Source organism: Bifidobacterium callimiconis (assembly GCF_003952005.1).
GTDB lineage: Bacteria > Actinomycetota > Actinomycetes > Actinomycetales > Bifidobacteriaceae > Galliscardovia > Galliscardovia callimiconis.
In genome coordinates, this window is record NZ_QXGJ01000004.1 from 56,703 (window position 1) to 80,849 (window position 24,147).

A 24,147-nucleotide genomic window follows, 5' to 3' on the forward strand; every position below is an offset into this window, starting at 1 on the left:
CCCTACCGCCGTCACCCCTATCAACCGCCAGCAACGCCATCACTCACCGCCAGCAACCACCACCGACCGTCGGCGACCGTCCGTCCGCACCACCCATACCGTCCACGTCATCCCCCGAAATTCCACGCGGCCGCCTAGACTGGGCAGAGAACACATAGAACGTTCAAAACCGATCGCTCAGACGCACATATCGCGAAGGAGAAGACATGGACAAGGCACAGCAGGACGCACTGAAGAAGGCGGCGGGCATCGAAGCCGCCAAGCTCGTTGAGGATGGCATGATCGCGGGTCTGGGCACCGGTTCCACCGTGCGCTTCCTCGTTGACGAGCTCGGCCGCCGCGTGCAGGAGGAGGGCCTGAAGTTCACCGGCGTGACCACCTCCCGTCGTACGCAGGAGCAGGCCGAGAGCTACGGCATCAAGATCGTGGACGTGGACGATGTGGACCACATCGACGTGACGATCGACGGCGCCGACGAGGTGGACAAGAACTTCAACGGCATCAAGGGTGGCGGCGCCGCCCTGCTGTGGGAGAAGATCGTGGCCATCAACTCGAACAAGATCGTGTGGATCGTGGACGAGTCCAAGGTGGTCGACACCATCGGCAAGTTCCCGCTGCCCGTCGAGGTGATCCCGTTCGGCGCCGGCCACGTGGTCAAGAAGTTCGAGGCCAAGGGCTACAAGCCGGTGCTGCGTCTCGACGCCGACGGCAAGGAAGTGCGCACCGATGAGAACAACTTCATCGTCGACCTGCACCTCGAGCGCATCGACCACCCGCAGGATCTGGCCGAGGACCTGATCAACACCGTGGGCGTGGTGGAGCACGGCCTGTTCCTCAACATGGTCGACACCGTGATCGTCGGCGATCCGAACGGCCCGCGCGTGATGACCAACGGTAACAAGTGATCAAGTGATCCACTGATCAAGCGATCACACGGCGGTCGGTCGATGACCGGCTGACCGCCGAACCGCGAATCACAGCGAATCACATACACGAAAGCCCCAGACCACAACCAGGTGGTCCGGGGCTTTCCCATGCTGTTCAGCTGCTCGCAACGGAGCGCAACACTACTTGCGCTGGTGACGAGTCTTACGCAGCAGCTTGCGGTGCTTCTTCTTGCTCATCCGCTTGCGGCGCTTCTTGATGACGGAACCCATCTGAAGCCTCCATTCTATAGGTATCGAAAAGATTGCAACTTGCCCAATAGTACTACGGCTTTCGGACGAACACCACGGAACTCCCACACTTCACCGCAAAACAACGGCAAAACGTTGGAAAACCGCGGTTCCAAGCGGCATTACAGCGGGAACTGCTGGTAGAACGACAGCACCGCGTCCTTCGGGCCGGTCACCTGGAACACCGCCGTATCGTTCTGCCACACGGCCACGGCCTGCTTCTTGTCCGATGCGTCGGTCTTCACCACGTACGTGCCGGTGTTCGCGCCCGACACCTTCACGTTGCCCTGCGCCAGAGTGTCACCGGTCAGCGCGCCGGCCACCGCATCGTACTGCGTTTTGGCAGCGTTCGCGTCGGACCACTGTCCGACCAGCACGGTCAGATCCTTTGCCGTGTCACCGGTGGAATACGTGACCTTGTATTCCTCCACCGGATTGGCGGATGCCCAATCCTGCGCGGCTTCGGCACCGGTGCGGGCGTAGTTGGTCACGGAGTCGGGAGCGGCCTTGAGCAGGTCGGTGGCGTCGGTCGGCAGCGCGCTCGCCTTGATCGTGGGCGTAGCGGCCGCGGACTGGGTCTGCGAGGCCTGATTGGAACCATCCTGATTCTTCATCGCCCATCCCGGCCAGATGAAGGCGCTGGCCAGCGCCAGCAGCACGACCACCGCCGCAATGACAACGACAACAAGACGACGACGGGAGGAAGTGGAATTGTTATTCGGATTAGGCATACGGCGATTCTCTCACGGCGTTAGGACGCTCATCGCCGCGGGTTCCGCCCGTTTTTCTTGGTGCGATCACACCAGGGAAACGGACGAACCACGCGGACGCAGCCACACCGTAGCGTGATCGTGCCAAAAGACATGCGTAATGTCAGACAACGCCAATAGCGTGGATGACATGGCGAAATCCTCAACTCAGTACCTGTGCTCGGAATGCGGTTGGAGCGGCGGCAAGTGGTTCGGCCGATGCCCGGAATGCGGTCAGTGGGGCACCGTCGAGGAGTTCCACGAGGCACGACCGAGTTCGCGCACGCGCGCGGCGAAGATCACGGTGACGGAAACCGGCACGGCCGTTAGAGGCGGCGCACGCGGCAGTATGACGAACGATGGCCCGAGCGGCGGCACTGGCGGCGGCATCGGTACGGTCCGCACGTCGCGCACGGCCGCCGTGCACGTGCCGGACAGCCTGATCACGCCGATCACCGATGTGGACGATCACGACGTGGACCGCATCGGCACCGGATTCGAAGAGTTCGACCGCGTACTCGGCGGCGGCATTGTGCCTGGATCGGTGGTGCTGGTGGCCGGCGAGCCGGGCATCGGCAAGTCCACGCTGCTGCTGGAGACCGCGGGACGCGTGGCGGCGGGCATCGGCGGCGAGAGTGGAAATGGGAACAACTCAGAACGGACCACCAGCGGAAGCGCCAGCAACACCAGCAACACCGACAACTCAGGCACCGCCGATCTCATCGATCTCACCGGCAAGGTCCTCTACGTCTCCGGCGAGGAATCCACCGCCCAGGTGCGCATGCGTGCCGGACGCATCGGCGCGGTGAACGAGAATCTGCTGCTGTCGTCCACCACCGATCTGGCCACCGTGCTCGGTCTGCTCGAACAAGTCAATCCGCGGCTCGCCATCGTGGATTCGGCGCAGACCATCACCTCGCAGGATGTCGACGGCATCGCCGGCGGTTCCACGCAGGTGCGCGAGGTGGCGAGCGCGCTCATCGACGTGGCGAAAAGCCGCGGCATTCCCGTGCTGCTCGTGGGTCATGTGACCAAGGACGGTTCGATCGCCGGTCCGCGTACGCTCGAGCATCTGGTGGATGTGGTCTGCCAGTTCGAGGGCGATCCGCAGACGGCGCTGCGCATGCTGCGTGCTGTGAAGAACCGTTTCGGCCCGACCGACGAGGTCGGCTGCTTCGATATGAGCGGCGAAGGCATCGACGAGGTGACCAATCCGGGCGCGCTGTTCCTGTCTGACGCTGGTGATTCGGATGCTCCCGGCGGCACCGAGGGCACGTGCGTCACGTTCACCGTGGACGGGCACCGCAGTCTGCCGATCGAGGTGCAGGCGCTGGTCACGAATTCCGTGCTGCCGACGCCGCGTCGAGCCACGAACGGCATCGATTCCAACCGTCTGGCCATGCTTGTGGCCGTACTGTACCGGCATGGCAAGGTGCCGCTGCTGACGAACGATCTGTATATTTCCACGATCGCCGGCGGTCTGGCGAAGGAGCCGTCGTGCGATCTGGCGGTGGCGGCTGCGTTGGCGAGCGCCGCGTTCCATGCGCCGATTCCGCGTGATTGGGCGGCGATCGGCGAGATTTCGTTGACCGGTCAGGTGCGCCCGGTGCCTCGATTGGAGTATCGACTGCGTGAGGCGGCACGACTCGGATTCACGCATGTGGTGGTGCCGAAGCGTCGCCGCGGCGCCAAGCCAATCTCCGTGCCCGGCATCACCGTGATCGAGGTCGATTCTCTCCCCCGCGCCCTACGTGCCCTAGGCGTCGAACGCAAATAACGCTTGTCTCAATCCTTCCCTTGGGGGCACCCGGCAGCATCCCCATATCCCCTTCCTTCTCCTCGAAGGGAAGGTGACGGTCTAGTGCAACGTATTCGTTTGGCTCTGCATATCCTTCCCCTCGAGGGGAAGGTGGCACGCGCCAGCGTGACGGATGAGGTGCTCGACCGCCAACGTCCTGCACCTTCCACCCCACCGTCACGCACCCCCTGCGCGTTTTACTGCACCGTGATCGTCACCGGCGAGGACTTGATCTTCGGATGATCCTTCACCGACAGCATCGCCACATACGTGCCGGCGTCCACCTTCGACCGCGCGCTCTCGGCCTGGCATTCGCTGCCCGTGCTGGTCGTGTTCCACGCGATCGTCTGCGAATCCTTGTCGGATCCGGTCATGAGCAGCTGGCGCGATTCCGCCGGGCAGGAATCCGAACGCCATACGGTGTTATCCCCCGACGTGATCGTGAGAATGCGCGACGCATTCGATCCATCGATCACACAGTCGCGCTTGCTGTCATGTTTGATCACAACCTTGAAGGTGACCTTGCCGCCCTGCGCCACCGTGGTCGTGTCGGCCGTCAGATCCAATGACACATCGGACGCCGTACAGCTGGGAATACTCGGATTCTTCGACTTGGTCGAACTGGCGGAGGCGCTCGCCTTGGCGGATTTCGACGCCGACGCGCTCGACTTGGATGACGCAGATTTGCTCGACGTGCCTGACGACTTGGAGGATGCCTTGGCCGATGCGTTTGACGACGTATTAGCCGGTGCGCTCGCACTCTGCGACGACGATGCCGACGCACCACTTACGGCCTGCACGCCACGGACCACGCCATACACCAGCCCGCACAGCGCCGCGATCACCGCCAGCAGGACGATCACCGCCACGATACGACGGCGACGGTAGATTTGCTGCTGTTTCTTGCTGATCTTGCGCACCGGTTTCCGAGCCGGTTTTCTGGTGAATTTCTGCGAGGATCCGTTCGACGTGTTCTTCCGCTGTGCCATAGCTATCGAGTGTAATCGGACCCATTCCACCCTATTTTTCCAGGAAGCTCAACCCCCTCCGGCTCCCCTCCTTGTCACCTTCAACAGCTACCCGCATACAATTCCCGCAAAGGACTCGGAACTTGCGGCTCCCCTCCCCAGACCACATACCGTGCAATTCGGCAATACGCTCAATCCCCTCCGGCTCCCCTCCCCACCGGAGGGGAGCTGTCCGCGAACGCGGACTGAGGGGAGGCGCTTCTCATTCATTCAGCCAGCCAGAGTTCCCATACTGTCCAAGCATCTTCTCCCAGCCATGTAACCTCACCGCGGCAACCGCAACGCCCCACCCGGCAGCATCTCGATCAACCCGTCCTCATCCAGCGAGGCAATGCACGCATCCAGCTGCACATGATCTGCCCACAACCGCTCGATCCGCTCACGCGAGACCACGCCATCGCCCGTCGCCTCGCGCAATGCGCCAAGCACAATACCCCGCACCTGACGATCCGTTCCTTGGAACCGCTGACGCGGTCTGGTCCGCTTCTCCCCCAGTCCCTGCAGCCCGGCCTTGAGAAATGCACAGTCCTCCGCCACCGGACACGATTCACATGACGGCTTCTTCGCCGTGCACACCACCGCGCCGAGTTCCATCACCGACTGGTTCCATGTCACCGATTCGGTGACGTCGTTCGGCAGCACATCAGCGGCAAGATCACGCTCGGCACGACTCGCCGCACCGCCACGCGACTCCTCGCCGAGGAACACGCGCGACAACACGCGGCGGATATTCGTGTCGATCACCGGTACGCGCCGACCGAACGCGAAGCTGCTTACCGCGCTCGCCGTGTAGTCGCCCACGCCGGGCAGCTCGAGCAACCGGTCATAATCATCGGGAAGCCGATCGCCATACTGCTCCGCCACCACGCGGGCGCATTCCTGCAACCGCAACGCGCGGCGCGGATAGCCGAGTCGTCCCCATGCGGTGATTACCTCGGCCGTGGACGCTTTGGCCAGCGCGGCGGCATCCGGCCATGACGCCATCCACGCGGTCCAGTACGGCACCACGCGGCTCATCTGCGTCTGTTGACTCATCACCTCGGATACAAGCACACCCCACGGCGTCGTTCTGCCGAACCGCCACGGCAGGTCGCGCGCGTTCGCCTCCCACCATGCGGCCAGCTTCAACCGAACCCGGTTGCGCTGCCGGGTCATTTCATCGCTCTGTCGCTCATCCGTCATCCCTGCACCATCTTTCCTTTTCCGCTCCAACAGTCCCTATACGCATCTCTTGCACGACCATGTTCGCCGTAATTCGCGAGTTTTGTGGCTTTCAATCAAGCAACCATGCCAAAATCCCCAAGATTCCGCAAATTTTCCACCGACTTTCTCCCTGTGCTCAATACGAAAACCACAAAACTCGCATCCTCATGCACAAGAAACCGCATGTTCGAGAAAAACATCAGGCTCCCATCCCCTTGCACACCTAGGCTCCCCTCCCTGAGGGGAGCTGTCCGCGAACGCGGACTGAGGGGAGCGCGCCAGAAACAATGCCATTCACCCGCCAATACCTCACCACCCGATACGTATACTCACCCCACCCATCACCCGCACATCCCCCGCCCCAACTGTCGCTTGCCGTTCTTATTCTTGACGATTGTGAATATGGAACAGAACCCCGAGAACGCAGCCCAGGGAACCCCTGCGAATCCCCAGAATTCTACCGAAAACCCGGAAGCCAAGGTCGAGAAGATGTTTGAGTACGGCTACCGAAAGTCGAACTACGGCCCCGACGAACTGGTGACCGACGCCCACGGCAATCCGATCAGCGTGGTGGACGCCATGCTGTCGCCGCACGCGGCCGCTCAGGCGGAGACCGTGACCCCGCACCTGTGCTACTACTCGCCGCGTATTCCCGGCAACACCGGTTCGGCCATCCGCCTGTGCGCGGTGACCGGCACGATCCTGCATCTGGTGGAACCGCTGGGCTTCAATCTGCGCGACACCAAGCTGCGCCGCGCCGGCCTGGACTACCACGACATGGCGCATGTGGTGCTGCACCCGAACTTCGAGAATCTGGTGGAGTCGATGCCGAACTCGCGCATCATCGCGTTCACCGCGCACGCCACCAAGCTGTACACGGACATCGAGTATCGTCCGACCGACATTCTGCTGTTCGGTCCCGAGCCGGGCAACATTCCCGATCCGATGGACATCATGGAGGGGCCGCATGTGGCCGAGCAGGTACGTCTGCCCATGCGCCCGAGCCTGCGCAGTCTGAACCTGACGAATTGCGCGTCGATCGCCATCTACGAGGCCTGGCGACAGCTGAATTTCGCCGGCGGCGAGTGATTTAACCCTGGTTCCGGTTCACTCTTCAACAACGGGGTTAAAGAGTGAACTGGAACCGTCACACTTTCTTGACAACCACCCTTGGAATTTCAACGATCCGTGTCAGTCTTCCGGTTCACTCTTCGATGGCGTGATCAAAGAGTGAGCTGAGTTTAGCCACGAATCGGGTTTGGGGACTGGTAGGAGTTCGAGCCCTCCCTCTGTCACGACATGCGACGTGACATCTCCCTCCCTCGGAGGGAGAACTCCCTTCCCATCCTCGTGCTCCCTCCAAAGGAGGGAGCTGGCGCGCGAAGCGCGACTGAGGGAGGGTGCCAATAGCGACCGGCGTCAGTTTGAAGTGGTCGTCTTTCCTGAATTATTGGAATTCGTACCGTTATCAGTTGTTCCGTTGCCGCTCGTACCACCGGTAGCACCGTCGGTGCTAGAGCCACCGGATCCGTTACCGGAACCATTACCGCTGCCGGAGTTGTCCGTGCTGCCCTCGGTGCCACTGTTACCAGGTGAAGTCGTAGTCGTCGTACTGGGCGACGAGCTCGACGTACTCGGGCTCGGGCTGGTGGTGTTCCTATGCGTGGTCGACGGGCTCGTGGTTCGACGAGTCGTGGAACCGCTGTTCCGCTTGGTGGTTCCGCTGTTGCTGTTCGAGTTGCTGGAGCCGTTGGAATCCGAGTCAGAGCTGGATTCCTTCTGCTGCTGCGCCTTGAGCGCCGCCTGATACTCATCCATGGACGCGGTCACCGCATCGACCGCACTCTGCAGGTCGGTCTTCGCCTTGTTGAGATCGTCAACCGTGGCATCCGTGTTCGCAAGCACACCGTTCGCCGAGTCGATCGCCGACTGCAGTGCGGTGCGCGTCGATTCGTCGGACACTTCGCCTTCACTGTCGGTCATGGTCTGCTGCGCGGTGGCGACCAGATCCTGCAGCTGCTGCTTGGCGGTGTCGATCTCCTTCTGCTGCTTGCTGTCGGTCACGGCCTTGGCGGCGGCGGTCAGGCTCTTCACGCTCTTCTCCAGTTTGCTGGCAAGCGTGCTGTTGTCCTTGGCCGCAGCGGTCAGCTGCTCAGTGGAGGCCAAGTACGTGCAGCTCTTGGCCTTCCCCATGTTTCCAGCCTCTTCGACCGCGGTCTTGAGGGTGCTGACGGTGTTGGCGTCGGCCACCTGATCGCCGGCGATGCCCTGAGCATCCTTGGTGGAGCTCAACGCCTTGCTGAGCTTGTCATTGGCAATGGTGACGCGATTGTTCGCCGCAATGCACTGGGTCATCGCATCGGAGTGCGCGCCATCCTTCTTGAGAGAATTCCAGTACACGAACACGCCCACGACGAGTCCGATCACCACGAGAATCGCGACGACGATCGCCACGATGAGCCACGGCGACTTCTTCTTCTCCTCGGGCTTCTCCTCGTCCACCATGTCGTCGGCGAACCCGGTGCCGGCGAGCGCGGCCAGCGCGGGCTTGTCCCGATGTTCGAGATCGTCGTCGGGCCCGGAAGCGGGTCCTGCGAACTGCGGCAGATCGCCGAACGGCTTGGTCGCGTCAACGTCGGTGTCATCGGCACCGGTCACGGATGCGGGGAACTGAATGGGCTCGATGCCCCAGGACGTGTCGACGAGATCGCCGCCATGACGCGCGGATGCGGCCTTGGCATCGTCCGGATACAGCCATTCGGAAGTCGATTTGGGTGCGGTGCTCTTGGCTCCGGCCCCGGTTGTCACGCCGTTCCTTGCACCGTTCTTCGCCGCGGCTTCTGCTGCGGCATCGGCGAGCGCGGACGGTGAAAACACCATGGTCGGCGCTTCCGTGACGGTGGCGGGCACGTCAACGGCGGACGTATTCGAATCGGCGACGACCGTGGGCACGTTGGCGACGGCGTCATCGGTCACGGCATTATTCGCCGGGCTGGTCGACGGCGCGTTGACGGCTGTGGGTTCGTGAATCGCGGACGTCGCGGATGGCACAGCCGTGTCGGCGGTGGTCGGACTGTCAGCGGCTTCGTTTGCGGGGCGATCAGACACCATATCCTCCATGATCGGCGCTACGACCGACGGTGATACTACGTTATTGAAAGTTGATTGTGCGGAACTCGTGGATGGCGAGTCCGGCTCGGAGAAGATATCCAACATGGGGATTCCCGAATCGGCGGCCTTTTCGGACGGATCGGACACGACCGACGCGGCTTCCACGTCTTCCGGCGCCAACGATTCCGGGAGCACTGCGGGAACCACCGGCATCGTTTGGGTTTCCGTAATGTCGGGATTGTTGGAAATGTCGGGATCATGGGGATTCGGTTCCGTCTGAACAATCCCTGACGTAGACGTATTTGAGTCGGTCGGCTTTTCGATAGATTCCATGGCAAATGGTCTTGTGGAATCTTCGGCGGGCTCTTCGATCGGCATGGCTTCCGCTGAGGATTCCTCGGCGGAAGGAACAGACGGAACGTCCAGGGATGAAATCTCGGATGGGATCGCCACCGACGCCGGCGCGTTCGATGATGAGATCGGAACCGGCCCCGACACGGAGTGCGAATCGGAGATGATGGGCATGCCCGACCGTACGGATGAGCCGGGGATATCCGCCATCATCGGCACATCGGCGCCGACCGCACCGGAACTAGTCCCCGGCCGACGCCCGGGCTTGTCCTGCGCAGACGGCACGGCTCTGGTCTTCTCGGCGTTATTGAGTGTGAACTTCGGTTCATCAGTCATTTCGTCGAGATCGCCTTTCCACGGTTGCCACCGGCCGTCTGGTTCACTTGAACGACGTTGCCGGAGCTGTCTGTGCCTGTGGACGCGCCTGTTATGGGCGGAAGAACGACGGTGTCCTCGCCTGATCGATCGGACATAGATCGATCGGACATAGAACGGTCAGACACAGAACGATCAGACACAGAACGATCAGGCGTCCCCGTAGAAGCGCCCACGCGAGCAGAAGCCGTCGCAACGGACACGCTATCCGTGTAATGCTTGCGCATGCTGTCGAGGATGATCCAGATCGCCTTGTTGGTCTGCTCGGCGGCACGGCAGAACACGTCAAAGCTCTTGCCCATGGGATCGTCCACGTCGCGCGGCGCGGGGATCATCGGACGGATGAACGAGGCCGCATTGATCACGGACTGCAGCCGTTCCTCGAGCGTCCGGCCCTTGACGAGCTTCTGCTGCGCGGAGTAGAGACACATGTTGGCGAAGTCGGTGACCAGGAACGTGTAGTTCACCGCCATAGGGGCGAGCGAGACGATGTCGCGTCGCTGTTCCTTTTCGAAGCAGAGGATGAGATCGGCGTTCTGTGCCATTTCAGCGGTGAGCATGCGGGAGCGGAATGCGCTCGAGTCGATGCCCACGCTGGTCATGAGCTTGCCGCTGGACTGGTGGATCGGGCGGTCCTTGAGTCCCTTCACGCCGGCGCTGGACACGGTGATCGACGAGCCGGCGAGATACCGCTTCATCATCAGTTCGCCCATGGGCGACCGACAGACGTTGCCCGTGCAGACAAACATGATGTGCATGGCCCGACCTCTACTTCTCTTCGTATGTTCCTAGATTTCCAACTCTATATCGTTATTAATCTACCAACCTGAATTCCGGTCAGCGTGACGGGAGACTCTTTGATCCGGTTTCAGCCGAGTACGGACTGGTTCACCTTATCCACGGCTGCCTGCAAAGCAGAAGATGCGTTCTGATATACGGTCGGACTCATGATCTGATCGGTGGTCAGCAGCTGCTGGGCCTGATTGAGGGCATCGGAAAGCTGCGCACGAACAGAAGGATCGGCCTTGGCTCCGGCAGTGCTGAAGAACGTCTGCACATCCGTCAGCTGGTCCTTCAGAGCCTGACGAGCCTCACCCGCCTCCTTGGCGGACTTGGATGCCATCACGGCATCACTAGCGTCAAGAACGTTCTCGTTCTTCGTTCCCAGATCGCGTGTCTGCTTGGTGATCTTCTCGTCGACGGCCTTGTTCTGACTGGCTGCGGCACTGGGATTGCAATCATTAGTAATCTGCGGCACGTTCTGGGTGTCGGAAAGGGCCTTCTGCAGAGTATCAAGGGTTGCGGGATCGGCGACCGCATCGGCGGCAACCTGAGTGGCAGGCTCCACGGACTTCACGGTCTTCTTCAGACGTTCAGTATTCTGCTGGTAGATGGACACCGACTGCTGGCAGGAGTCGAATGCCGACTGGGTCGAATCGCGATGCTGGAGAAACGCAAATCCACCACCTGCGGCCAATGCGACCACGACGGCGACCGAAGCAAGAACAACAGTGGCCTTCCTGCCGGGATTATCGTCAAATGCGGAATTGCCGGCACGCGCAGCAAGCGCGCTGGGATCCAGCAACGGAGTATCACCAGTGGACGTGGTGGAGGGGAACGAGAACACCGAAGGACCGCGTGATACGCTTCCCCCATTTCCGGCACGTAATTCGTCGATCGGCCAGTTGTATTCCTCAGCCATGACAACCCTCTCTGCAGTCTCGCGCCGTCTTACAACGACCGCCTGCGACTCCTGCGGTTCCCGTCACAGAGTCCCACTGTATCTGACATATTTCGGTAACCGTTTTATCAAACCCCCGCTACAGTTCGGGGGCATTACGGCCCAGAGATACATTACTCTTCGGGGGACGTATAGGCTCTCGAGCACCCTCGGAACTTCACGATTCTTCCCAAGAGTCAGCGTCAAAACACGGTAAGGACACGATCTCACGTCCGGATAACGTCAACCGCGCTCCTCTTCTGCATGACGCCTATCGTATCCTTCCCGCTCTTTCCGCTCACGGACGGCGGCCTTTGGCAGGACGCTTGCGCCCACAGCCCAGATGAACAGCCAGAAGGCATAAAAGGCATAACCCTCAAACTGAATATAGAGATAGGCAAGCAGCAGCAGCCAGCAGACGGACATCTTGTTCCATGCATGATTACGCGTGACATGTATAAAAACCAACGCCAATGCCGCGATGAACATGACCAGGCCGAATTCGGTGATGAAATCGACATACGCGTTCATGGTAAAGATGTAGTGATCTCCTGGCGGAGTGCCGAGCAGACGGATTTCGCCATTGTCCTGAGGGACTCCCCCCATGGCGATGAGTTGCCGCCATGCGGCATCGTAGCCACGGGCGATGGCGTCCTTGAGGTTGCCGATGCCGAAGCCGAATAGCATGTGCAACGGGTCGGAGAGCCACGCTTCAACCGGGGCCAAGGTACGGAAGATACGTGCCGTTGCCGAGAAGTCGCCGGCAACCGGACCGTTGGCGAGCAGCGACTGGACACGAGCATTGTGCATCATCACGAATCCGCCACCGATACCGACAGTGACAACTCCGATAACCGCAATCACGATATTGCGCACTTTATGGAAGTTCACGATCACGATAACCCACAGCACCAGCGCAATCACGGTATCAATGAGAATTCGCACGCCGGCACCCATAGCGGCGGAACCGAAAGCGTAGATCAGTATCAGAATCGGCAGATCCCTACGCCGGGTAAGCCAATACAACGGCATGAGCACGCCGAAAAGATGCATGCCGATATACGACGGTTCGGCGAATAGGAACTGCACACGTCCGGACACGTGCACATAGTTGCGTTCCAATATACGTTCCGCAAAAGTAACGACGAACGAGGCATGCCCGTGCACTGCGAAGAACTCCAGCACTCCGATGCCGAACGACACACCGTAGGCTACAACTATCGCGGTAACCGCAAAGTTCCAGTCAAGCCGTTTGATCCGAAAGGCGATGTCCAGAGCGACCAGACATGACAGTCCCGTCATCAACGCGACGATTGTCTGGATCGCCGTGTGGGCGTGGAATCCCACGGAGAGCCATCCGAATACCGATAACGCGACGAGGGCCACGGGGAACACCATAATGGCCGTATATCGGAAGAATACCCTCGGGATCAAACGGATGTTCAGCAACACATACACGGCGAACAGTATGGGCGAGATCGGGGACCAGTACATCATGGAGAATCCGAACACTGTACCGCCGGCGGGAAGCAACAGCAATGCCAGATACAGCACCACATCTGTGGGATCGGCTATCGCGTTCCGCCGACCGGCACGGTCGCCGGCAACGATTCCGACATGGCTCATGACGATCACACCTCCATCATTGAAAACAGCTCATGGCGGAGCCCATCCGCATACGGCTGCGAACGGTTCACGACCATCGCCCGTCTAAGCAGAACGGCCCGATCACTGTTGGTAATCGTAGGTGACCTTCGGAACACCGGCCGTGGGAGTCTGGTCAAACTGCAGAGGGGATGAGCCCTCAGCCGTAGTCACATCATATTCCAGAGTCGCACTGGACCCTGGAGAAATCAGCGTAGCTAGGTTTACCCAATAGGTGACTCCGTTGGAAGTAAATTTGTCGAAGGCCGTCTGGGCGGGCTGGACCTGCGTGGGCGAATCGCTGGCCAGTTTGATGTTGGAGATCTTGCCGCCGGCCGGCTGCGCAATGGCCAGCGAATGTCCCACGACACCGGGCTGGGTGAGACCGGAGATGGCCGCATCGACCACCGTTTTCTCATCATCGGGAAGCTGAGCCTGACCGACGAGCTGGTTGATCATGTCGACAGGGAACGTACCGGTAATGTATTGGGGCAGGCTCTTCGCCTGATCTTCGGTCATACCGTTGCTGATCGAATACGACACATGATAGCTGGCCGCACCGTTCTTACTGACGGATATGCGTTTGATCGTTGCGGCACGCTGCACGTACCAGTCGGACTTAGTCCAGCCCATTTCGTTGACGTATACGCCAGTCACTGGCGACGCCTTCTGCTGGCGAAGTTCACCGGTCATACCGGCTGCGCGCAGCGCCGGCTGGTCATCCTTGTCGAAGGACCACAGATACAGATGACGTTCCTGAGCCATCTTCGGGAGAATGCCGACCAGTTTCATGGCTTTGTCGGCATTGATCCCGGAAAGGGCGTCGCCGATGATACGTTGCGCGCTCTCCTCAAAGAACTGATCCTCGGCCTCGGGGCTGGGGATATCGATATACACCTGATTCGACAGATACTGCGCAGCGTTGTCGGCTGTGAGAGTCTGTCCCGTGCTCAAAGTGATGTTTCCGGTCACCGCAATAAGCGACTGTAGGGCCGCAGTGTCGAAGGACAGAACCCCATCGATGTCGTCGGATCCAAACGATTGTCCTGCCCAAACCTCTTTGGCGTATGCGGCACCTTCGGGAAAGTTCGGAGTGGCTGACGCGAGTCGGATATCACCACCATATGGCACGCCAAGACGGCTGATGGCATACATCTTGTTGATTTCGTCGGTAGATTTGACCGATTCGGTCATGACGAATTTGGAGTCGGAGTAGAAGTCGCCCAGCGTGACCTTTCCATTGGAAACCGTTACCGTGCCGACCGAACCGACGACGCCTCCAGCAGACTGAGTTTCCGCGTTCGTCTGGGAAAGAATGAGGTAATGTCGAGTGCCGCTATGCCCGAACATGGCATTCAGACTGGTTACGGTATCGGAATACGATCCGATCGTTCCTGCGAGGGAATCGAGAATGCCAGTACCAGTTTTCAACGCATCACGCACCTGGCCGATATGCGGTTCGGGAGTCTGGTGCAGTGCCGTCACCTGCTGCTGCAGCACGGTATTCGCTCCACCGATCTTCGAGGAGACCGCACCCAGAGACTTCACATTGAAACTGCCGTCACCGTTGGACAGGCCCGACTGCTGCATGGTTTCCGCAGCTTCGATCAGACCGGGAAGGGCCTGTTGCGCAAGCGTATCGAATGCATCCGTGGCGGTACGAGCGGCCGTAAGATCGTCACCGATATAGGGGAATGCCATGGCAATGCGCCAGACAGTGCCATCGGCCTGTTTGCGAGCGGCACCCGTATGCTCCTGCAATGCAGGGACGATGTTCTTGATTTTGGAGAACTGATCGCCGTTTTGTCCGTTGGAAACATCCGCGGTGATATTCGACGACGTAGCCACCTGCACGGCCTGTTCGAGTTCGGTCTTCAAAATCCGAGCGGAATTCAGCAGCATCACGGCATACACGACCAGGACAGCCAGCAGCACGCCGATGACGACGCCGATCGTTCTTCCTGCATGAAGCGTACGCGCGCCCTTATGCTTATGATTCGCATGGCCCGGCTGCATACGATGAGCCGATCGAGTGACCCGGCCATGAGCAGAATGACGTGATCTCCTGGACATATGACCCCTTACTATCTTTCCCCCGATAAATATACCCCCTTAATGGAGACTTATCGATGGCGTCCCAGGGTGCGGGCATTCGGCTTTCCGATCAGTACGCCGCAATGCAATATCATGATGACGGCATGGATCATGCAGCAGATGGATATGACGACGAGGAAGGCGACGGCCCTTCCCACCAATGTCGAACTGGACGAGAACGGCAGTACGGCAAGAGCCTTCACCGCGATCGGCATCGCGATCGACTGGTGAAACATGAAAAACACCATGGTGTTTCTTCCCAGCCAGTTCAGCGGACGGCATCGCACCAATGACATGAGAAGAATGACGGCAACTGAACCGCAGCACGCGGCAATGACCGTCAGGGGAAAGATGCCGTATTGACCGGCAAACATCTCGTAGGGCTCACCGCACAACCGGTAATTGATCAGGGAACAGGCCACACTGACAGCGACGGCCATGATCAAGCTGCGTGCACGGTGCCCGATCAGCATGATCATGACATCACGCTTCCGACAAGTGTATCCAACCGCAAGATACAGAAGAATCACGAGCACCACATCAAGGTTCCAGGGGAGGAACACACGAACGAACTCATTGTAGAGAATGCCGAGAGTTCCCAGTGCGGTGCAAACGGCAAGCAATCGTCTTTCGTTGTCTTCAAGAAGACGAATCAGCGTCCAGAACACCAACTCGCTCACGAATAACGCGGCAAGGAACCAAAGCGTGGTGAATCGACGCTGCACAAGGAATCCACCAAGCATATACGATCCCACTTCAAGTATTGATCGGTGAGAAATCACGCATTGCGCGAACAGTTCAAACACCGTTATCACTACTGCGGCAAATGCATAGGGGATCAGGTATGCCCGGCTCTTTTTGAGCGCGAACGACTTGAAATCCCCCCTGCAACTGAAGAAGTATCCAGATATGAGAAAGAACAGCGGCAGGTGGAACGTGTACAGCGCAATATCGAATAGGTTCTTGCCACGCAACAGGTCAATGTCGATATGAGCAATGACGACCGCCAGAATGCCAATGCCTTTGGCGGCATCCATGTATTCGATGCGTTTCCCCATTCATCACCTCATCTCAGGAAAAACGTCTTCGGGAACTTCCGGCACGGCCGGTCTTTACGCGAATCGGGAGACGGGGTCAACCGACACGACGGTACACACTTATGGGGCCGTCGGGAGTCTGATCGACGGATAGAACGAGCCGGTAGCGCGAATCCAGAATCGGCTGGATGGCAGGCTCCTTCAGATCGTTGGTCTTGGCCACCACCAGATATTCCGCCTTTGCGGAACCATACGTCTCCAGAAGACGCTTTCGGAATTCTAGGCTGAACTTTCCCTGCCAATCCTGAAGATTCGCATACGGGTATATGGGTTTGAGACCATACCGCAGATAGGCCTCGGCGGGAAGGTTGTACAACGCCACCGTTTCGTCTCCGGCCTCCTCGATTACGGAGGCAACGATTTCGTTGTTATAAGGAGTACCGTGGGAGATACGTTCCTGATATACCGTCATTCCCATCAATGCCGCGAGGATCACGACCAGAGACGTCACCTGCATCCATCGTGTCCTCATGCATGTGAGGATCAGAGCCAGAATGATCGGAATGAACTCGGCCGCGATCACGGCATAGTGGAGGAACATCTCCGTTTTCAGGAACAGCACCGACAGCAGAAGACCAGCGATCAGCAGCAACACCTGTTCCGAAGAAACGGACCGCATGCGGATCATATGCACCAGAGCAACGATAACCATCGCCACCGGCACTGCCAGAATGCGGCCTATCACCGTAATGCCGGGAGCCACTTCGGGAGACGACCCCGACGCATAGCTCAGATTGAAGATCACCGTTCCGTACAGAAACTCACCGAACGCATTGTGCATGGCGAAATATACGGCGAACGGTACCGTCAGCGTCAGGAATCCTCCGATGCAAGCCGCAGCACATTGGATAAGGGGGAGCCACTGCTTCCTCATGCACAGCATGACGACCAGCACCAGCACACATACGCACACCGGCAACGCATTTGTGACTCTGGTCAACAGAGACGCGGCACCGGCGAGCCCCTGAACATACGCGGTGACGATCGCCACCGAGGCATCATCGCTTTCCCGCATACGACGCATGTCGCGAAGAGCCAGCCATAACGCGGCGGTCAGGAACGGCATACAGACAGTTTCCGTCACGTTCAGATTCGGCACCAGCAGATACGCGATCCATGCCACGGTGATCCATAGGACAAACGTCTTCACGACAACGGAGAGCCGTTCACCCATCACTTCGAGGATCTTCCACAGGAAGACCATGGAGATGCCCATCAATGCCACATCGACATAGAACACTCCATGATCCGGACCTCCGACCAGTGCACCAATAAGATTGGCAAAGAAAATAAGCGGTCCCTTATGATCCCAGTAATCCACATAGGGGACGCCTCCCTCGGCCCATACCCATCCGGCAAGACGGAAGATGCTGGTATCCCAGAGGTCCAGATGATCCTTGTGGACGGGCGATGTACCATCCACATAGAGCATGAACACCGTCAGCACCGCTAAATTGGCGAGAGGAAACCATCCCCGCCAGATTCTGTCGGATCGACTGAAACGCGTCTGCTCATTCTCACGATGATTTACGCCCGTTGGCACGGGAACATTCGACTCAGCATTCATGCGGTATTTCTCTTCCTTGCGTCATAGCGAATATTCGAACTTCATTGCTGGGGAGTAGGTCGCCGAACGGGGCTGGGAATCACCCGCTAATCATTCATCGCCGAAGGTTCTATCACTGATGATGTACCTCGGACGGTGCTTGGATTCCATATAGATCTTGCCGACGTATTCACCGATGACGCCCAGACTGAGCAGCTGAACGCCGGAGACAAAGCACAGAATGCATGCGGTGGACGCCCAACCGGATACGGTATCGCCACTGGCCACTTTGCAGATGACCCAAATAACTCCGATGAAACTGATCAGCGATACGAATGCCCCAAGTCCCGTAATGAGTCGTATGGGCTTGATGCTCAGACTGGTTATGCCATTGAACGCCAGGGAGAGCATCTTGGCCAGCGGATAGTGCGAGGAACCAGCCATGCGTTCATGACGCTCGTATTCGACCGTCGTGGAGGGGAAACCGACCAGCGGGAACAGTCCGCGCAGATACAGATTGACCTCGTGAAAATCCGCGAACGCGTTCAGCACACGCTTTGACGTAAGACGGTAGTCGGCATGGTTGTAGATGGTCTCGGCACCTAATGCATTGAGGATCCGGTAGAAACTTTCGGCCGTGAACCGTTTGAAGAAGGTATCGCTCTCTCGGCTGGAACGCACTCCGTACACGACGTCATAGCCGTCATAGTATTTGTCAACCATGGCGTCCATGGCATCGAAGTCATCCTGCCCATCGCAGTCGACGGAGATGACGATGTCCGCCTTAGAACGGGCCTCCATCAGCCCGGCGAGGACGGCATTCTGATGACCTCGGTTACGGGACTGACGGATTCCCTGAAATCGGTGATCCTGGTTGTTCAGAGCAGTGACGATCGACCATGTGGAGTCGGAGGAGCCATCGTCAACGAAAAGAATACGAGATTCTCCGCTTATCAGCCCTTTACCCTCCATTTCCTTGATCTTATTCAAAAAACGGGGGGCCGTGACAGGCAACACCTGCTCTTCGTTATAGCAGGGAACCACCAGATACAAGCACGCCACATCACGAGCCTCATCAATGGTCTTCTCCATGCAAAAACTACTTTCATCGGTAAAAACAAAACCGGTCTTCCCATACCATATGAGAAGACCGGTACAAGAATTCACCTACCGTCAACAGCCGGTTCAGCTACCCCCGTTTATAAATAACCCCGATATAACCCCTCCACGAGAGGAAGGACCAGCACTAGGATCAGTTCCCCGAATGACGCCCTCCCACACGACGTTCAAGATAAAGCTTGCGAAGGACGACGCCCAGCAGCGTACTGCGTTCACGCTTGCCCAGCAACGTAACGATGGTGATGACGCTGGCGATGACGGAATACACAGGACGCAGGACGCGAAGAACGCGCCCCACGTTCCCTCCTGAATGCCGAACAGGACCTTCACAATCCCCCGCAGACGCCGAATGACAGCAACGCCGACGCCACGTACTGAACGTACACCGGATAGAACGTTCTCTTGGCAATGCCGAGAATGATCGACGCATATATCGGCACGAAAGTCACATTGGTCAGTATTTCCAACGCCGTCGGCACAATCGCCACAGCGTAGATGTCCAAAGGCGTAACTTCGAGCAACAGCCATGTCAAGGGCAGTGAGGTCAGGCTGAACAGCAGCCATGCGATCGAGTAGAACTTCAGCCGGTTGACGATCAGCGCGCCGATGAGATTTGGCGAAGAAGATGAGCTGCCCCTCGTGGCCCCAGTAATCCACGTAGGGAATGTCCCTTCGACCCATGCGCATCCGGCCAAGCGGAAGATACCGGTACCCCAGAAGTCCAGATGATCCTCATGTCCAGGCGATGTACCGTCCATATAGAGCATGAACACCGTCAGTGCGATCAGATTGACGAACGCAAACGTATGTCGTTTCGCCGGCCACGATCTCCGTCCACGGCTACAAAGACCGTTCTTGGAATCCTCCGAAGATTCAGTGACGTGAAAGGCCATAGACAAGCGTCTTCTCTTCGCACTGCCTACTACTCACGATAACGGAGACGAATGTCTCAACGTCAAACGCTTTATACGACTGGCATCAGCATACACGATTTATCAAATGTCAGATACAAACGCTCTCACTGTCCCCTACCCAGAGACGCCGCTGATGCTTGATTCTCCTTTGGCTCAGATCAGCGGCGTCACACCTACAAACAATCCAATCGGACTGTTGCATCATCACGCCAGCGAGAGGAACTGTTCCTTCCACTGTCGAATGGCGTCAGTCGGCAACGTGATGCGGACTGGATCCGAATGGTCGATCCAGGCCTCCATAAGCTCCTGCAGACCATTGCGAGGCATGACCGGCAGGTTGGTATCACGGGCGATATCCGCGGCGCGATTATCGACACTGACGATCATGGCACGGATACCGTGATTCAGGCAATGAATGCCAGCGTGGAGACGGGTGCCGAAGTAATCGACCGACTCATGGTGTTCCTTGACGAACGAATCGAATGCCTCGAATGAATGATCGATGAGATGCAGTCGGGTATCGTCAATATGCAGACTTTCGAGATATGGCTTGTCATCCACGCTCTGGATCCACAGGTGGACGCGGTCGTAATGCCGAAGCAGCGTCTCGAGCATGTACTTGTCCTGCTTGGGATCCTGAGCGTACTCCGTGATGGTGGTGATAACCTCGTCATGTCTGTTCCGGGAAATGCTGTCGCAAAATTCCTCAGTCAGGTTCCACATGGTCACGCACGCGGTGTTCAGTACGTTATCCACACCGATGGTATGCAGCCGCTGTTTGGTATGTTCATCCCTCACCGAATGTAGACAATTGGGATCAAACAGGAAGCGGAGAAAGCGAGCCGTGTATGGGGTAAAGTCTCGCATCTGCCCCTGCACCTCCCGCATGCCCACAGCCAGGAGACATACCGAGTGGGCGTAATTGCCTAGATGCGTCCGGGGCGTGGCCAAGGCGTGGTCCTTCTCATAGTCCCATGGAAGCAGATTCGTTCCGCATGCGATCTTACGCACGTCTCGCCTGGCATACTCCACGCTCTCGTCCCAACCGTGAGTGGGGATATGCATGATACTCGCCGATTTCGGCAGAATCTTCGACAACTGCAGGTTCGCATAGTGCATGATCACGTAGTCGCCACAGTTCTCGCTGTACATCGAGGTGTCAAGAAGGGCGATCGGGTCGTTCACCAAACGGGTAGGCCGAACCAAGCTCTCGGTCTCACCGGCGAGGAGACGCATTCTACGGAATATCTTGATCGGTTCCGCTCAATATCCTTTTTCGTTGATCGTTGCTCACTGATGGTTCGATGTCGGCAAGACTATGACCGTTCACAAGCCTCAACAAAATGCGCGTACATGGATGCGACAGTGAAATCCCGTGCTCTCTTCAATCCCGCTTGGGACATGCAGCGACGACGCCTGGGATCATCACGCAAAGCGATGATGGCCTGTCTCAGCCCGTCTTCCACATGATCATCCTTCGGCACCGTCAATGCGCATTCCGGCGACGTATATTCCTGAATGCCACCGGAACGGGTGACGATCAGGGGCAGTCCCATAGCCATGGCCTCCATGCACACGGTGGGTGCCGCATCCTCCCACAACGACGGCACCGCCTGCATATCGGCGAGCTTGGCATATCGCCATAACTCCGAGTTCTGCACAAAGCCAGTGAATTTCACCCTGTCAGCAAGAGACTGAACGCTACGCTCGACCTCATTCAGATACTCAGTGCGTTCTTTCGCACCAAAATTCGGACTGCCGATGATCAACAGCTTCACATGGGGATCATCGATTCGTTCCACTGCCTTGAGCAACTGCAGGACCCCTTTCACTGGAATGATCCTGCCGCAGTAAAGAACCACTACGTCCTCTGGGGAAAATCCCAATTCCCGGCGAGCCTCATTGCGCTCCTGATCCGAAAAACCTTGGGAAAACCGTTTGTCGTCGATACCGTTATGCACGGTCTCGACCTGCGCTTCGTGATTTCGGCAATGCCTTCGCCATGAGTCGGCGGCGAAATCACTGACCGCGAGTATCTTCGCATAGCCGGTGCTGTCGAAATCCCATTCCGGCACATAGTGCATGTGATACCACAGGCTGTCAGGAAAGCGCCGAGCGAACAGCCTCGGAGCGCTCGCCGGGCCACCTTCCAGTATCACCTCATCAAAGGATCGTCCCTTCAATGCCCGAAGTGCCTTAACATAGTAAGGACTGGGAAGAATGTCGTGCTCCCTGCGCATACGGCGGGCGATGGCATGCCTGATCCTGAATATCATCTTTTGCAGTGCCGTATCCGCCGGAACCTCGATGAATCGCGTATGCCGAATATCAGCGGCCATCTCCCGTGCCTTATCGTCGAAGGTGGTCACCACGCTCAGATCCAATAACCGTTGACGTTCATTCTCCTTGATGAGAGAAGTCAGCAGCGTCTCGATCGCCCCTCCCTTGGAGGCCGGTACCGGCAACAGTCCTGGCGCGATCAGGCATACTTTTTTCACGTTTTCCCCTCTTCAAAAGCAACCCTGCGATTGACACAGTATCAATACCAAAAGACGGTTTTCTCAAAAGACATCGATGTTAATGCCTCCTTAAATGACGTCCTCCCATGCGCCCCTCGAGATGCAATTTACGTAGAACGATTTTCAGCAGGGCACTACGTTCCCGCTTCCCCAATAGGACGACGATGGTGATCACACTGGCGACGATGGAATACAGGGCGCAAGAGGCGAAGAACGTAACCCACGTTCCCGCCGGAATATGAAGCGCAAGCTTCAGACCATCGCAAGCGGCAAACGACAGCAACGCAGAAGCCACATATTGGACGTACACGGAATAGAACGTCCGCTTGGCAATGCCAAGAATGATGGCCGCATAGATGGGAACGAAGGTCACGTTCGCCAGCATCTCAAGCGCTGTGGGAACGATGGCCACGGCGTAGATGTCCAACGGCGTGGTCTTGAGCAGCACCCAGGTTAGCGGCAATGATGTCAGGCTGAACAGCAGCCACGCGATCGAATACAGTTTCAGCTTGTTGACGATCAGGGGGATGTTCTGCAACGTGGTGGCGGCACCTGAGACCAGGAAACCACACATGGATATGAACATGATCAGGTACAGCATATCCGAGTCCTGCCCAGGCTGCCAGAGGAAGAAGAACTCACGGCCGACCACGCAGCACACGACGGTGATGACCACCGTGAAGAATCCACACATCCTCATGCCGGATTTCATGTCGCGAACAAGCATGTCGATCTTGCCCTGCGCAAAGTACTTGGTCTGATCAGGGTAGAACAGACCGGAGATGGTGCCCATCAATCCGGAAATCATGCTCGGTATGGTCTGGGCGATGGACATCATACCCATTTTGTACGGGCTGACCATCAGATTCGCCACCAGCAGCTTCAACCCGAAGGAGATGACCTGCTGCAGTTTGATGACCACGTTCCAGATGCCGGCTGACAGCATCTCTCTCACCGTGATCCAGGAGACCGCGGATCGCACGAAACGAAGCTCGGGCGTCAGCATTCTGGTGTAATGGATGTTCAGGGCAACGACCGCAAGAGATCCGACGAGAGCGGCCAGGCCAACGTACATCACCAGCGCGGGCAGAGTGCTGAAACATACGACCATGATGACCACACGCAGAATGGAGAAGGCCATGTTCGCCAAACTGGACAGATACAACTTGTTAGTGATGAAGGTCGCCACCGTAAACACGGTGCACATGCTGGTGATGATGAACTGCAGGAACAGGAAGGTGAACAACATCTTGACGTCGGCGACCAGATGCGGAGAGATATTGATGAGATGCTCAAGATCAAGCGTGACTGGGATGGCGATGATCGCCACGACGATAGCTATCACGCAGTCAGCCATAAATGTCGACGAGAAATACCGATCCGCCTTTTCCTTGTCGCCCTGATGATAGGCCACCGTGATGAACCGGCCCGCCACCGAATCAAGGGCGATCGTCAGCAGCGAGGCATAGCTGATGACATTGTTCGCGAGGCCCACATATCCGTAGGCCTCCGCTCCGAGCTTGCCCACCACGAACGGGGACAGGCCAAAGCCGATGCCGATGTTGATAATGAATTGGGTAAGACTCGCCGTCATGTTGACGACAAGCTGACGTTTACTATTCACGATTCCGTTCTTCTTTACTCTCGTACTTCTTGTGCAACGATCTGTCGGCTATCGTCGCTCGCAGACTTCGACGAACCGGC

Annotated in this window: 18 protein-coding genes and 1 pseudogene; 3 read left to right on the plus strand and 16 right to left on the minus strand. The window is 58.0% G+C overall.

Annotation, left to right across the window (positions count from 1 at the left end; genetic code table 11):
- The first annotated feature begins 206 nt into the window (after positions 1–206).
- Positions 207–905 carry a ribose-5-phosphate isomerase RpiA gene (rpiA, locus tag D2E23_RS04920; protein ID WP_093959767.1) on the plus strand — a complete coding sequence of 233 codons (699 nt, stop codon included), beginning with the start codon at positions 207–209 and terminating at the stop codon, positions 903–905.
- 162 nt (positions 906–1,067) lie between these two features.
- Here rpiA and D2E23_RS04925 read toward each other — a convergent pair whose 3' ends face one another.
- Entirely contained in the window at positions 1,068–1,157 is a 90-nt protein-coding gene (locus D2E23_RS04925; RefSeq protein ID WP_004268639.1) for a 30S ribosomal protein bS22, read from the minus strand.
- 140 nt (positions 1,158–1,297) lie between these two features.
- Entirely contained in the window at positions 1,298–1,906 is a 609-nt protein-coding gene (locus D2E23_RS04930) for a hypothetical protein (protein ID WP_126029884.1), read from the minus strand.
- 169 nt (positions 1,907–2,075) lie between these two features.
- On the opposite strand from D2E23_RS04930, the gene D2E23_RS04935 reads away from it, so the two are divergent.
- Positions 2,076–3,701 (plus strand): DNA repair protein RadA, encoded by a 1,626-nt coding sequence (locus tag D2E23_RS04935; RefSeq protein WP_126030011.1) that lies wholly within the window; start codon positions 2,076–2,078, stop codon positions 3,699–3,701.
- A gap of 218 nt (positions 3,702–3,919) precedes the next feature.
- On the opposite strand, the gene D2E23_RS04940 is transcribed toward D2E23_RS04935, so the two are convergent.
- Positions 3,920–4,711, minus strand: a complete 792-nt coding sequence (locus D2E23_RS04940) for a hypothetical protein (protein WP_126029885.1) — start codon at positions 4,709–4,711, stop codon at positions 3,920–3,922.
- Between the two features lie 303 nt (positions 4,712–5,014).
- Complete coding sequence (locus D2E23_RS04945) at positions 5,015–5,932, minus strand: HhH-GPD family protein (RefSeq protein ID WP_241227220.1); 918 nt, start codon at positions 5,930–5,932, stop codon at positions 5,015–5,017.
- A 510-nt stretch (positions 5,933–6,442) separates the two neighbouring features.
- Here D2E23_RS04945 and D2E23_RS04950 point away from each other — a divergent pair.
- Entirely contained in the window at positions 6,443–7,042 is a 600-nt protein-coding gene (locus D2E23_RS04950) for a tRNA (cytidine(34)-2'-O)-methyltransferase (protein WP_094664371.1), read from the plus strand.
- 330 nt (positions 7,043–7,372) lie between these two features.
- Here D2E23_RS04950 and D2E23_RS04955 read toward each other — a convergent pair whose 3' ends face one another.
- The 12 genes and pseudogenes from D2E23_RS04955 to D2E23_RS05010 all read right to left on the minus strand — a co-directional run bounded on the left by D2E23_RS04955 (position 7,373) and on the right by D2E23_RS05010 (position 24,067).
- Complete coding sequence (locus tag D2E23_RS04955; RefSeq protein ID WP_164520687.1) at positions 7,373–9,064, minus strand: FIVAR domain-containing protein; 1,692 nt, start codon at positions 9,062–9,064, stop codon at positions 7,373–7,375.
- 938 nt (positions 9,065–10,002) lie between these two features.
- Positions 10,003–10,548: pseudogene (locus tag D2E23_RS04960) on the minus strand (arsenate reductase/protein-tyrosine-phosphatase family protein); the annotation flags it as partial.
- A gap of 110 nt (positions 10,549–10,658) precedes the next feature.
- Complete coding sequence (locus D2E23_RS04965) at positions 10,659–11,492, minus strand: hypothetical protein (RefSeq protein ID WP_126029888.1); 834 nt, start codon at positions 11,490–11,492, stop codon at positions 10,659–10,661.
- 261 nt (positions 11,493–11,753) lie between these two features.
- Positions 11,754–13,136, minus strand: a complete 1,383-nt coding sequence (locus tag D2E23_RS04970) for a hypothetical protein (RefSeq protein WP_241227229.1) — start codon at positions 13,134–13,136, stop codon at positions 11,754–11,756.
- A gap of 102 nt (positions 13,137–13,238) precedes the next feature.
- Positions 13,239–15,170, minus strand: a complete 1,932-nt coding sequence (locus D2E23_RS04975) for a DUF4012 domain-containing protein (RefSeq protein ID WP_126030013.1) — start codon at positions 15,168–15,170, stop codon at positions 13,239–13,241.
- 107 nt (positions 15,171–15,277) lie between these two features.
- Complete coding sequence (locus D2E23_RS04980; RefSeq protein WP_126029889.1) at positions 15,278–16,306, minus strand: acyltransferase family protein; 1,029 nt, start codon at positions 16,304–16,306, stop codon at positions 15,278–15,280.
- Positions 16,307–16,382: 76 nt separating this feature from the next.
- Positions 16,383–17,912: a hypothetical protein gene (locus D2E23_RS04985; protein WP_126029890.1), complete on the minus strand. Its 1,530-nt coding sequence runs from the start codon at positions 17,910–17,912 to the stop codon at positions 16,383–16,385.
- A 90-nt stretch (positions 17,913–18,002) separates the two neighbouring features.
- Positions 18,003–18,983 (minus strand): glycosyltransferase family 2 protein, encoded by a 981-nt coding sequence (locus tag D2E23_RS04990; protein WP_126029891.1) that lies wholly within the window; start codon positions 18,981–18,983, stop codon positions 18,003–18,005.
- A gap of 353 nt (positions 18,984–19,336) precedes the next feature.
- On the minus strand, positions 19,337–19,903 hold the full coding sequence (locus D2E23_RS04995; protein WP_126029892.1) for a hypothetical protein: 567 nt from the start codon (positions 19,901–19,903) through the stop codon (positions 19,337–19,339).
- Between the two features lie 225 nt (positions 19,904–20,128).
- A complete protein-coding gene (locus D2E23_RS05000; RefSeq protein WP_126029893.1) occupies positions 20,129–21,160 on the minus strand; it encodes a polysaccharide pyruvyl transferase family protein in 1,032 nt (343 codons plus the stop codon).
- 80 nt (positions 21,161–21,240) lie between these two features.
- Entirely contained in the window at positions 21,241–22,422 is a 1,182-nt protein-coding gene (locus D2E23_RS05005) for a glycosyltransferase family 4 protein (RefSeq protein WP_126029894.1), read from the minus strand.
- A 79-nt stretch (positions 22,423–22,501) separates the two neighbouring features.
- On the minus strand, positions 22,502–24,067 hold the full coding sequence (locus tag D2E23_RS05010) for an MATE family efflux transporter (protein ID WP_126029895.1): 1,566 nt from the start codon (positions 24,065–24,067) through the stop codon (positions 22,502–22,504).
- Between the last annotated feature and the right edge of the window lie 80 nt (positions 24,068–24,147).

Bases quoted from the DNA above. Each gene is read 5' to 3' on its own strand.
- rpiA (WP_093959767.1), top strand. From the start codon at position 207: ATGGACAAGGCACAGCAGGACGCACTGAAGAAGGCGGCGGGCATCGAA.
- D2E23_RS04925 (WP_004268639.1), bottom strand. From the start codon at position 1,157: ATGGGTTCCGTCATCAAGAAGCGCCGCAAGCGGATGAGCAAGAAGAAG.
- D2E23_RS04930 (WP_126029884.1), bottom strand. From the start codon at position 1,906: ATGCCTAATCCGAATAACAATTCCACTTCCTCCCGTCGTCGTCTTGTT.
- D2E23_RS04935 (WP_126030011.1), top strand. From the start codon at position 2,076: ATGGCGAAATCCTCAACTCAGTACCTGTGCTCGGAATGCGGTTGGAGC.
- D2E23_RS04940 (WP_126029885.1), bottom strand. From the start codon at position 4,711: ATGGCACAGCGGAAGAACACGTCGAACGGATCCTCGCAGAAATTCACC.
- D2E23_RS04945 (WP_241227220.1), bottom strand. From the start codon at position 5,932: ATGACGGATGAGCGACAGAGCGATGAAATGACCCGGCAGCGCAACCGG.
- D2E23_RS04950 (WP_094664371.1), top strand. From the start codon at position 6,443: ATGTTTGAGTACGGCTACCGAAAGTCGAACTACGGCCCCGACGAACTG.
- D2E23_RS04955 (WP_164520687.1), bottom strand. From the start codon at position 9,064: ATGGTGTCTGATCGCCCCGCAAACGAAGCCGCTGACAGTCCGACCACC.
- D2E23_RS04965 (WP_126029888.1), bottom strand. From the start codon at position 11,492: ATGGCTGAGGAATACAACTGGCCGATCGACGAATTACGTGCCGGAAAT.
- D2E23_RS04970 (WP_241227229.1), bottom strand. From the start codon at position 13,136: ATGAGCCATGTCGGAATCGTTGCCGGCGACCGTGCCGGTCGGCGGAAC.
- D2E23_RS04975 (WP_126030013.1), bottom strand. From the start codon at position 15,170: ATGCAGCCGGGCCATGCGAATCATAAGCATAAGGGCGCGCGTACGCTT.
- D2E23_RS04980 (WP_126029889.1), bottom strand. From the start codon at position 16,306: ATGGGGAAACGCATCGAATACATGGATGCCGCCAAAGGCATTGGCATT.
- D2E23_RS04985 (WP_126029890.1), bottom strand. From the start codon at position 17,912: ATGAATGCTGAGTCGAATGTTCCCGTGCCAACGGGCGTAAATCATCGT.
- D2E23_RS04990 (WP_126029891.1), bottom strand. From the start codon at position 18,983: ATGGAGAAGACCATTGATGAGGCTCGTGATGTGGCGTGCTTGTATCTG.
- D2E23_RS04995 (WP_126029892.1), bottom strand. From the start codon at position 19,903: ATGGCCTTTCACGTCACTGAATCTTCGGAGGATTCCAAGAACGGTCTT.
- D2E23_RS05000 (WP_126029893.1), bottom strand. From the start codon at position 21,160: ATGCGTCTCCTCGCCGGTGAGACCGAGAGCTTGGTTCGGCCTACCCGT.